The sequence below is a fragment of the Bacteroidota bacterium genome (assembly GCA_039821555.1).
GTDB lineage: Bacteria > Bacteroidota > Rhodothermia > Rhodothermales > Rubricoccaceae > JBCBEX01.
The window spans coordinates 1-11,784 of record JBCBNX010000035.1 but is presented as its reverse complement, the minus strand read 5'-3'; the positions used below and the strand labels follow the sequence as shown (position 1 = coordinate 11,784).

The following is an 11,784-nucleotide window of genomic DNA, read 5'->3' as shown; positions in this document are numbered from 1 at the left end:
CGGGCGGCGGGGTCGGTGGCGGCCTCGTCGGCCAGCCAGGTCGCGGCCACGGCCGCCCCATCGGATACGGCCGCCCTGTCGGGCAGCGAGACGCCGAGGAGGTCTTCGATCGAGAGGACTGTCACGCCGGACGGCACCCGCTCGGCCACGGCTGAGAGCGAGCCCGCGCTCGCGAGCACCGTCTGCACGCCAGCGTCGCGCACCTGCTCGGCCCAGCGCGCGGCCGGGTCCTCCAGGCTCAGCGGCACGTAGGCCCCGCCGGCGCACCACACGCCCAGCAGGGCGGCGAAGAGCTCGGGCGAGCGCGCACCCGCCACGCCGACGACGGTCTCTGCCAGCGGGGCTGCTGTCTGCGGGGCCTCCGCCAGCGGGGCCGCTGCCGACAGGGCTGCTGCCAGCGGGGCGGTCGCCAGACCCGAGGCGAGGCGCTCGGCGCGGGCCACGAGGGCGCCGTAGGTGACGTGCAACGGCCGCGCGCCAGGCTCGCTCAGGGTGCCCTGTTGACTCAGAGCGACGGCGTCGGGGCGGGCGGCGGCCTGCTCGGCGACGAGGCCCGCGGCCGTGCGCTCGAGCGGGTAGCCCCGCTCGGTCGCGTTCCACGCGGCCAGCGGCACCGGGGCGAGCGGCAGCGCCGCGAGCGGGCGCCCAGCGTCGGTGGCGAGGGCCGCGAGCAGCGCCTCGTAGTCGGCCAGGAGGCGGCGGGCTGTCGAGGCGGTGTAGAGGTCCGTGTCGTACTCCACCACCGCTGCGAGCCCCTGGGCCGTCTCGACCACCTCGAGTTCGAGGTCGAACTTGGCCGTCGGCTCGTGCGCGTTGAGCATCGAGACATCGAGCTGAGCGAGGCGCTCCGCAGCCTGCCCCGTCTCGCGTTCGAGACGCGCACCCAGGTAGCTGAACATGACCTGAAAGACCGGAGAGCGACTGAGATCGGGTGGGATCTCGAGCGCCTGTACGACTCGCTCGAAGGGCACCTCGCCGTGGGACCGCGCAGCGCCCACCGTGGACTGGACCTGCTGCAACAGGTCTACAAACGACGCCTCGGGGCTCGACTGCACACGCAAGACCAACGTGTTGACGAAACACCCGAGCAAGGGATAGAGATCGGAATGGGTGCGCCCCTCCTCTGGGGTACCAATAGCCACATCCCACCGATCTGCGAGGCGGGCAAGCAGCACATAGAATGCGGCCACCAGCACGACATACAAGGTGACATGCTCTCGTTTGGCGAGCGCGTGCAGCGCGTCCAGGAGGTGGCGCGGTAGCGTGACGCCCTCCCTCGTGCCCGCATTGCGTTGGACAGCCGGACGCGGAAAATCGGTGCTGATGGACAGGGGCGTGAGCCCTGCCAAGTGCCGGCGCCAATACACAAGCTGATCCGCAACCGCCGATTCTTGAAGCCGCGTGCGCTGCCAGACCGAAAAGTCAGCGTACTGGAGCGAGAGTGGATGAAGGTGTGGTTCCTCCCCGTTCGCGAGAGCTGTGTAGGTCTGCGTAAGCTCGTGCATGAACACCTCCGCCGACCGTGCGTCGGTGACGATGTGGTGCATGCACAGCGAGAGCACGTGACGCTGCGGCGCCTCGCGAATCAGGAGGGCGCGCATGACACGGCCGCCCTTCAAGTCGAAGGGGCGCGTTGCCTCGGCCTCGGTGTGGCGCGTGGTCTCGCGCCGACGGTCCACCTCAGGCAGACCTGAGAGATCGACGATGGGCAGGGCGCAGGGTTCGGGCGGCTGGACGCGCTGGACGGGCCCTTGCTCGCCGAGGCGATACGACGTTCGCAGAATCTCGTGCCGCGCAACGATGTGCGACAGCGAGGCCTGAAGCTTCGACGCCGCCAAGTCGCCTTCCAAGCGGAGCACCGTCGGCACGTGGTAGGCGATGCCGTCAGGGTCGATCTCCTGGAGGAACCACAGCCGCTCCTGCGTGAACGAGAGCGGGAAGTCTTGTGTGCGGTCCACGAGACGCTGAGGCGCCGCCGGAGCGACCTCGACCTGAGTCGCCCGCAGCATCGCGATGAGGTCCTCGCGCACGTCTCCGATCTCCTGGCGGAGCGCGGGCGTGAGCGCCCCGGAGGGAGCCTTGCAACGTAGCCGGTCGCCATCCACCCACACGTCGATGTCGCGGGCTTGCAGACGTTTGAGCAGGGTCGTAGCCGTCGTCATAGCTCCACGTCGACTCGGTCGTCTTCGACGCCGTCCGCGACCGCCAACTGGCGATGCTGGGCCACGCGTAGCGTGTCCACGAGGTCAGCGAGTTGCTCAATCGTGGTCGCCTCATAGAGGCTGCGCAGCGGGAGTTCGAGCCCGAAGGCCTCTCGGATCTTGGCCACGAGCCGTGTCGCCAAGAGCGAGTGCCCCCCCAGCTCGAAAAAGTTGTCGTGCACGCCGATGTCTTGTATGCCGAGGAGGTCCTCCCAGATGGCTGCTGCGTCGCGCTCCGTGTCGGTTCGAGGGGCGACATAGTCCACCCGCATCGACGGCCGCGCATACTGGGGCGGCTCGGCGCCCTGGTCCTCGGCCTCGGGGTCGGTGCCGGTGACCCACTGGCGACGGCGGGCTTCGAGGGGCCCCGTAGACACCACGACCTGTGGCGTGGAGCCCAGCGCCAGCACCCGCTCGAACGCGGCGCACGCCTCGTCGGCGGTCATGGCGAAGGCGTCCATGCTGCTCTGGGGCTGATCGCCTGAGGTGGCCTCCACGTCGGGGAATTCCGGCCAGCCATCCCACGAGGCGCTGATCCAAGGGACCTTGCCATCGCGGGACTGCTGCGCTGCGAACGCGTCCAGCATCGCGTTGGCGGGCGCGTAGGCTCCGAAGCCCAGGCCACCAAGCACGGCCGCGTTCGACGAGAAGAGCACGCACACGTCGAGGTCGGCCCCGCGGAGCGCTGCCGCGAGCGCGCGGGCGCCCTGCACCTTGGCGTAGAACTGCTCGTGCACATCGTCCAGGGTCAACGCGTCCAGCGTTCGCTCGCTGGAGGCCGCCCCCGAGACGGCAGCGGCGTGCAGCACGCCGTCTACGCGACCGAACCGGTCCCGGGCTTCCGATAGAACACGACGCACGTCCTGCTCGGAGCCGACGTCACCGACCACGACCATCGGCTGCCCGCCTGCCTCCTCGATGCGACGCAGGCCCTCAATCCGACGCCGCAGCCACGGATCGGACGAGTCGTGGCGGAGGGCCTCCCACGCCTCTCGATGGGGCACCTCGCTGCGACTCATGAGCACCACGTTGGCCTCGAACTCGCGCACGAGGTGGCGCGCCAAGAGCAGGCCGACATCGCCAAGGCCACCGGTGATGAGATACGTTCCCTGCGGCCGAATGAGCCCACTGCGTTCCGACGAGGGTACCGGCTCATAGGAGCGCACCCAGCGCCGCGCGCCGCGATACGCCACGAAGCGGGCCCGATCTGGCGGCGCGACGAGTTCTGCGAGCCAAGCGCTGCGCGGCACGGACGCCATGTCGAGGCAGCGAACGTGCAGGTCCGGGAGTTCCTGCGGCACGACCAGCGAGAGGCCCGCCAACGCGTAGCTCTCGGGTACAATCGCCGAGACGCCGTCGTCGTAGAGCCCAGGTGTGACCAAGTCCAGCGTCAACGAGCGATTTTCCTGAAGGACGCTGTGCCACCCGACACGGATGAGCGCCTGAATGAGGCGGAACACGCTTGCGTGGCGCGCACTCACGGGCTGCGAGGCGGCGTCTTCCGCCGGGGTCGTCCAGGCATACACGATTCGGTCTGGACGGACGCCCTGTGCCTCTAGCTCAGCGAGCAACGACACGTAATGCCCGTCCTGATCCGGGGCGAACCTGTAGGCCCGCCACGGATGCCCCTCGACGACTTCGAGTTGGCGGCACGACGGATCCGCATGGACCGCCACCACGGCATGGCCCGCTGCTGCCAAGTCATCGGCTAGCTGGGCCGCGGGCCCCTCCTCCGGCACGAAGAGCAGCCACTGTTCGGGGGCGTGCTGCGCGGCATCGACGGGCGAGGGCGAGGCCGGAGCCGTCTGCCGCCACGAGGGCAGATAGAGCCAGCGGTCCACGTCGTGCACCTTCGACGCGGGAAGCAAGGCTGATGCCGAGGCGTCCAGAGGCTGCGGCTCGATCCAGTAGCGTCGCCGCTCGAAGGGATACGTAGGAAGCGGCACGCGGCGGCGGCGCTCCCCAGCGTAGTAGGCCGCAGGGTCGTACGAGACCCCTTCCTGCCACAGCTGGCCGAGCGTGGCAAGCGCGTGCTCGTCGTCCGGCGTGTCTTCGCGCGGATGCGGCAGCGACGTGTGGAAGGAATGGTGCGGGCGGCACGTCGCCTGGAGACGACCCAGCGAGGTCAGCACGCGGCCCGGCCCGGACTCGAGGACCAAGACGTCGCCCTTCTGGAGCACCGAGTCGATCGCCTCAGAGAATCGTACCGTCTGGCGCAGGTGCCGCACCCAATAGTCTGCAGACGCCAGGTCGTCCCCGGCGGCCCAGGTTCCCGTGACGCTCGACGCGATGGGTCGGGTCGGCGGCCGGAAGTCGACGGTGCGAGCGCGGCGGGCGAACCGCTCCAGGATCGCGTCGATCGCGGGGGAATGGGCAGCCACGGGGACGTGCAGGAACCGCACGTCGGCCCCCTCGGCTTGCAGTCGCTCGGCGAGGTCGTTGATCGAGGCCACCGGCCCCGATAGGGTGCAGAGATCGGGCGCGTTGATCCCTGCGACGGCACACGTGGGGTCCAGCATCGGCTGGACCGACTCCGCCGCTCGGTCGACGCCGATCATGGTACCGGGCGGGAGCGTCGCGAAGAGTTCGCCGCGGAGCTGCACCAGCGCCAGCGCGTCCTCGATGGAGAGCACGTCGGCGATGCAGGCGGCGGCGTACTCGCCGAGGCTGTACCCGATCAGTGCGGCGGGCTCGATGCCCCAGCTGATCCACGTTCGCGCTAACGCGACTTCGACGGCCACCAACGCTGGATGTGCCAGACTGGAATCACCGATGGGTTCACGCTGGTCTGGCGTCTCGGCCGGGAACAGCGTTGCGCGGAGGACCTCCGGGTCCGAGTGCGCGGCGATGCACCGATCTAGCTCCGCCCGGAAGCGCGGCTCTGCTGCATAGAGCGCCCGCGCCATGTTCGTGTGCTCCGCACCGGCCCCCGGAAACGCAAAGACCACATCGCGATGCCGACGCTGCTCGACGCGCGTCCGTACGCGGCCAGGCGTACGGTTTCGCAGCAGCGAGACGGCCTCCTCTCGGTGTCCGCAGACCAGCGAGCGCCGCACGGGGAACCGCTCGCGGCCGACCGCAAGCGTGTGGGCGACGTCCGCCAGCGGCACGTCCGAGTTCTCCAGGGCCGAGGCGAGCCGGTCCGTGGCCGCTTCGAGGGCCGTCTCGGTCATCGCAGAGAGCCGGAGCACGTGCCGTGGCCGTCCCGGGTCAGACTTCGGAATGGGCGGCGCCTCTTCCAACAGCGCGTGCGCGTTGGTGCCTCCGATCCCGAACGAGCTGACGCCCGCCCTGCGCGGCGTAGCCGTGGTCGGCCACGGTTGTAGCGTCGTCCCCACCACGAAGGGGCTCGATTCGAGGCCGAGCTTCGGGTTGGGCGTGCTGAAATGGAGGCTGGGCGGCATCACGCCGTGATGGAGCGCAAGCGAGGCCTTGATGAGCCCCGTCACCCCCGCCGCAGCGTCCAGGTGCCCCACGTTTGTCTTCACCGACCCGAGCGTGCAGTACCCGACGCCTGGCGTCCCGAGCCCGAAGGCGCGCTTCAGCGCGGCGACCTCGATGGGATCCCCGAGCGGTGTCCCCGTGCCGTGCGTCTCCACGTAGCCCACCGTGCGCGCGTCCACATCGGCGAGGGCATGCGCGAGCGCGATCACCTCCGCCTGGCCGTCGACGCTCGGAGCCGCGTAGCCGACCTTCGCGTCCCCGTCGTTGTTCACGGCGATGCTCCGGAGGACGGCATAGACGGTGTCGCCATCGGCCAGGGCATCCGAGAGGCGCTTGAGCACCACCACGGCCACCCCCTCGCCGGAGATCGTCCCCCCTGCCTGTTCGTCAAAGGCGCGGCAGTGCCCGTCAGGCGAGTGGATGCCGCCCTCGACGTAGTAGTAGCCCAGCCCCCGCGCCGCCCCCATGGTGGCGCCGCCCGCGAGCGCCACGTCGCAGCCGTAGCCGACGAGGCTCGTGTAGGCCAGATGCGTCGCCACGAGCGAGGTCGAGCACGCCGTCTGGACGCTCAGGCTGGGTCCGCGCAGCCCGAGCTTGTACGAGACCTGCGTAGCTAGAAAGTCTTTGTCGTTGAGCAGGGCAAGCTGAAACTCACTCAGGTCGGCGAGCCGAGCCGGGTTGTTCAACAAGTTGCGCAGGAGGTACTGATTCGCTCCCATCCCAGCGAACACGCCGACGGGCATCGCGGGCGCACGTCGTCCGTATCCGCTGTGCTCCAGCGCCTCCCAGGCACACTCCAGGAACAGGCGCTGCTGCGGGTCCATCGCCTCGGCCTCACGCGGCATGACCCCGAAGAACTCGGCATCGAACTGGTCGACGTTCTCGAGGTGTGCGCTGCGACGCACGTAGGTCGGGTCACGCAGCACATGCTCGGGCACGCCGGCCTCGCGCAGTTCGTCCTCGCTGAGCGTGCGAATCGACTCGACCCCGGCACACAGGTTGTCCCAGAACGCTTCTACGCTGGCGGCTTCTGGGAACCGCCCGGCAAAGCCGACCACGGCCACGGCCGCGGGGTCGGCGGCGATGTCCGGTGGGGCTGCTCCATATGCGTTGTCGTGAGACGCCATCATGGTTTGGGTCGGGGTACACGGGCGCGAAGGGCAGCGCGTTGCCGCCGTGCTCGCTCACCCACGGCCTCCAGAGGCGACTCCTCGGGCACGGGCCGTGCGAGCGAGGACGCCAAGGCGTGGACCGTGGGATACTGGAAGAGGTCGACGATTTCGAGCGCGACACCGAGTTCGTCCTGGAGGCGACGGTGCATCCGTACTGCCAGGAGCGAGTGCCCGCCGATATCGAAGAAGTTGTCGTAGCGACCCACCTGATCGCGCTCCAGCAGCTCCTCCCAGATCGCGGCAATGCGGTGTTCCAGGCCGCTCGCTGGTGCCTCGTAGGCAACCGCGCGTTCGGTGCCTGGCACGGGCAGCTTGGCTACATCGAGCTTGCCGGACGGTGTCTGCGGCAGCGCCTCGATGGGCACGATCACATCGGGGATCAGATAGGCCGGCAGTCGCTGCCGCAGCCATTGGCGGACGCCTTCCACGTCGTGCGATGCGTCCTTATCGAGCACCACATACGCGAGCAGACGCAGGCCGTCGAGGGATCCGCTGGAGACGGTCACGGCGCAGGCCGTCACACCTGGAGCCCCGCGCAACACCGTCTCGATCTCTCCAGGCTCCACGCGGTGACCCCGCAGCTTGACCTGGCGATCGGTCCGGCCCAAATAGACCAGGTTGCCGTCTTGGGTCCACCGTGCCCGGTCGCCGGTCCGGTACATCCGCGCTCCGGGCTCGCCGCTGAACGGGTCTGGGACGAAGCGCGACGCCGTGCGTCGAGGCTGGCCGATGTAGCCCATCGCCAAGCCGTTGCCTCCGAGGTAGAGCTCGCCGGGCATGCCTGGAGCCGTCGGGCGGTCCTGGGCGTCCAGCACGAAGGTTCGGACATGAGCGAGAGGACCGCCGATGGGCACGCCCTCGGCTCTCGTGGCTGTCTCCACGTAGGTCGTAGCCACCACGGTGGCCTCGGTGGGCCCGTACGAGTTGAGAAGCTGTACAGTGCCGCCTCCGTGCAAACGCGGTGGCTGCCAGAACGCGGCGTCCGCGCGCTCGCCTCCGATGATGACGAGCCGGAGTGAGGCTGGGAAAGACGCGCCCGTCCGCTGTGCCTCCTCAGCCAAGATGTGCCAGTAGGCCGTTGGCAGGCTCCAGACGCTCACCGCGTGCCGTGCGCTCTCCTCGTGGAAGCTCGCCGCGGTCCTCGTCGAGCGCTCTGAGCGCACGATGAGCGTGGCCCCATTGGTGAGCGCTCCAAAGACCTCCTCCACGCTCGCGTCGAAGCTCGGTGAGGCAAACTGGAGCACGCGATCTGCGCTCGTCAGGCCGTACGCCGACCGGATAGACCGAGCATAGTGCGCAGCCGCTCGGTGCGACACCTCGACGCCTTTGGGCGTGCCCGTGGACCCCGACGTGTAGATGACGTAGGCGCCTTGCTCTGGATGCACGGGGCCTTCCTCTTGCCGCTCAACGCCACTCTGCTCCTCCAGGCTCGCGGCCGTGAGATGAACAGCGAGGACGGGGCAGGCTATGCCTGGATGGCTGGCGAGGTCCCGAGTTGCGGCATCGGTGAGCACGGCAGCGATGCCGGCGTCTTCCATCATGAAGGCGAGACGCGCCTCCGGGTAGGCCGGGTCGAGCGGGACGCAGACGCCACCGCTCTTCATCACCCCCAAGTAGGCGGCGGTGAGCGCGGCCGACCGGCCTCCAAACAGGCCGATGCGAGGCCCCTGCCCCAGGTCCATCGTGCGAATCTGACGGGCCAGCCCACTGGACGCGCGATCCAGCGCGTCATACGTGAGGTAGTGCCCGTCCTCAACCACGGCGACCGCATCCGGGTGGGTGTCGACCCAGACAGCGATTTGGTCGGGCAGCGACGGGAGAGACTCGTGCTCTAGCGCCTTGACCTCTCCGCTCCAGGGTCCGAGAACCCGCGCCGCGTCTGCTGGCGCTGCCAGGGTGTGCTCGGCGAGCGGTGCATCCGGGTTCGCGGCCACCTGCTCCAAAACAAGCTCGTACGTGCGCAGGAGGCTCTCGATCGTAGCCGGTTCGAACAGATCCGTCAGGTACTCCAGCACCACCGAGAGGCCTCGTGAGCCCTCCGTCAGCGCGAGCGACAGATCGAACATCGCGGTGGTCTGCGGCACCTCGAAGGGTGCGACCCTCAGTGCCTCTTCGACCACCTGCTCGTTCGCGGCCGTCCGAACGGCCGCATGTTCGAAGCTGAACATCACCTGGAAGAGCGGGTGCCGCCCCAGGTCGCGAGCCGGCTTGAGTTCCGTCACGAGGCGCTCGAACGGGACATGCCGATGATCGTGGGCCTCGAGGACCCGCTCGCGAACGCGGTTCAGGACCTCGTTGAAGGTGTGCGCTCCATGCAGGTCGGTACGGAGCACCAGCGTATCCGCGAAGAAGCCGACAAGCTGTTCCAGCGCAGGCTCCTCGCGTCCCGAAAGGGGGCTACCGACGGTGATGTCTTCTTGCCCTGTGTAGCGCGCCAGCAGCACCTTGAAGGCCGCGAGGTACAACATATACGGCGTGACGCCCGCTGCCTGCGCGATCTCGGAGAGCTTCTCCGCGAGGGCTACGGGCAGAATGATCTCTTGGGTGGCCCCTTCGTCGCGTTGGAGCAGCGCGCGTGGATGATCTACCGGAAGGGCGAGTGTAGTGATGTCCTTCAGCCGCTCCCGCCAGTATTCGATCTGGTCGTCTAGCGTGCTTCCGTGCAACCACCCTCGCTGCCACGCTGCGTAGTCGCCGTACTGAATGGGTAGCAGCGGCAGAGCGTGCTCTTCAGCCGCATATCCGGCGACCACTTCCTGGACGAGGACGTCCAATGACCACGCATCGGAAATGATGTGGTGCATGGTGACGAGCAAGACGTGCGTCTCGTCGGAAAGGCGCATCAGGCCGATCCTGAACGCAGGGTCGGCTTCGAGGTCGAACGGAAGCCGTGCCTCTCCGAGCGCCAAGTCCAGCGCGACCGACTCGCGTCGCGACGCGTCGAGGCCCGTCAGATCGACGACGGGCAAGACGGGTTCGTCTTCCACGACGACGACGTGGGCACCGGATGGCCCCTCGACAAAGCGGGACCGCAGTGTTTCGTGCCGGGCAAACACCTGCGCAAAGCTCTTGCGTAGGCGCTCGACCGAGAGCGGACCATCCAGACGTAGCGCTACGGGAAGGTTGTAGGCGATGCTGTCCGGCGCCATCTGGTGCAGAATCCAGAGCCGTTCCTGCGCGAACGAGAGCGGGGTTGGCTCCTCGACGCTCAACGCGCGCGGCTTCAGCGCTGGCCGGTCTGTTGCAGCGCCGCTTCGACGCAGCCGCTCAAGAACGGCTGCGGAGCCCTCGATGGTCGGATGCTCGAAAAGGGTTCGTACTGGGAGGTCGACACCGAGTATCTGACGAAGCCTGGAGACCACCTGCATGGCGAGCAGGGAGTGCCCTCCCAGCCCAAAGAAGTCCGCCTCCCGGCTCACCCGCGCCGAACGGCCCAGCACCTCCCGCCACACCCCCTCCACCACACGCTCCACCGCCGTCCGCGCCGCCACATACGTCCCCGACGACGCCTCCGGCGCTGAACCCCCGGCCTGCGCCGCCAGCCCCCGCCGGTCCACCTTCCCGTTCGCCGTCGTCGGCAGCGCGCCCACCGCCACCAGCCGCCCCGGCACCATGTACCCCGGCACCTGCTCGCGCACCGCACGCTCCACCGCCACCATGTCGATCTCGTCCGCTCCCGCCACGAAGCCCGTGAGCCCGCCCTCGCTCCACACCACCGCCGACGACGACACCCCCGGGGCCCCCAACAGCGCCGCCTCCACCTCGCCCACTTCCACCCGGTGCCCCCGCACCTTCACCTGTCCGTCCTCACGCCCCTCGTACACCAGACGACCATCGCCCAGCCGCCGCACCACGTCTCCCGTCCGGTAGAGCCGCGCGCCCGCCGCCCCGCTCAGCCCGTCCGGCACGAACGCCGCTGCCGTCGCCCGCGCTGCACCCACGTACCCACGCCCCACACCGACGCCGCCCACGTAGAGCTCGCCCACGGCACCCACCGGCACCTCGCCGCCCACCACCGCCTGCGCCGCCACGGCGCGCACACCGCTCACGCCCGAGTTCGTCGCCACGCCCGTCTCGCCCGCGCCGAGCGCGCCGGTCCCGAGTGCGCCCACGCCGAGCACGTAGAGCTGCGTGTTCGGCAGCGCCGACCCGATCGCCGCCGTCCCCGCCGCCGCGCTCACCGCCGCCGCGTCCCGCGCTACCTGACTCAGCACCGACGACGCGTCTGGCGCCGCTGCCTGCCTCTCCGCGTCCCCCACCACCTCGTGCGTCACGTCGTCCGAGCACTCCGTCGGCCCGTACGCGTTCAGCAGCCCCACCCGCGAGAGCCCTGCGGCCTCCCACGCGTCCACCACCGCCGACCACCGCTGCGCGAGCGCCTGCGGCAAGCCTTCGCCCGTCGAGAGCAGCCACCGCAGCCCCGAGAGCCCGCGCCCCACCGGGCCCGCGAGCGCCCCGCCTTCCAGGCGCACCGCCTCCAGGAGCACCCCCAAGAGCGACGGCACCACTTCCAGCACCGTCGTCCCGCTGCGCTCCACCCGGGCGGCGAGCCCTTCCTGCACCACCGCCGTCGCCACCACCTCCGTGCGGCCTCCGGCTACCAGCGCCGCGAAGCCCTGCCAGATCGAGATGTCGAAGCTCAGGCGCGCCGTCTGGGCGACCACCGCGGCGGGGCCGAGCGCGAGGGCGTCGACCTTGGCGAGGAGGTGGTTGACGAGGCCGCGCTGCTCGACCATGGCGCCTTTGGGGCGGCCGGTGGAGCCGGAGGTGAAGAGGACGTAGGCGAGGCGGCGGGCGCGGGCAGTGGGGTCGGTGGCGGCCTCGTCGGCCAGCCAGGTCGCGGCCACAGCGGCGCCATCGGCCACGGCCTCGGATACGGCCTCGGGTACGGCCGCGCCGTCGGGGGTTGACTCGGCGGCTGGCGTTGAGACGCCGAGGAGGTCTTCGATCGAGAGGACTGTCACGCC

General features: G+C 69.5%; 3 protein-coding genes. All 3 read right to left on the bottom strand.

The genetic code is table 11. From position 1 onward, the window contains the following. Positions 1-2,162: condensation domain-containing protein (locus tag AAFU51_18565; GenBank protein MEO1573256.1), on the bottom strand; the 2,162-nt coding region annotated here is incomplete at its 3' end. Continuing rightward, positions 2,159-6,775, bottom strand: a complete 4,617-nt coding sequence (locus AAFU51_18560) for an SDR family NAD(P)-dependent oxidoreductase (GenBank protein ID MEO1573255.1) — start codon at positions 6,773-6,775, stop codon at positions 2,159-2,161. The genes AAFU51_18565 and AAFU51_18560, both read right to left, overlap by 4 nt. Continuing rightward, the coding region (locus AAFU51_18555; GenBank protein MEO1573254.1) for an amino acid adenylation domain-containing protein at positions 6,772-11,784 on the bottom strand (5,013 nt) is incomplete at its 5' end. The genes AAFU51_18555 and AAFU51_18560, both read right to left, overlap by 4 nt.

Coding starts and splice junctions, on each gene's coding strand:
- AAFU51_18560 (MEO1573255.1), bottom strand. CDS start 6,775: ATGATGGCGTCTCACGACAACGCATATGGAGCAGCCCCACCGGACATC.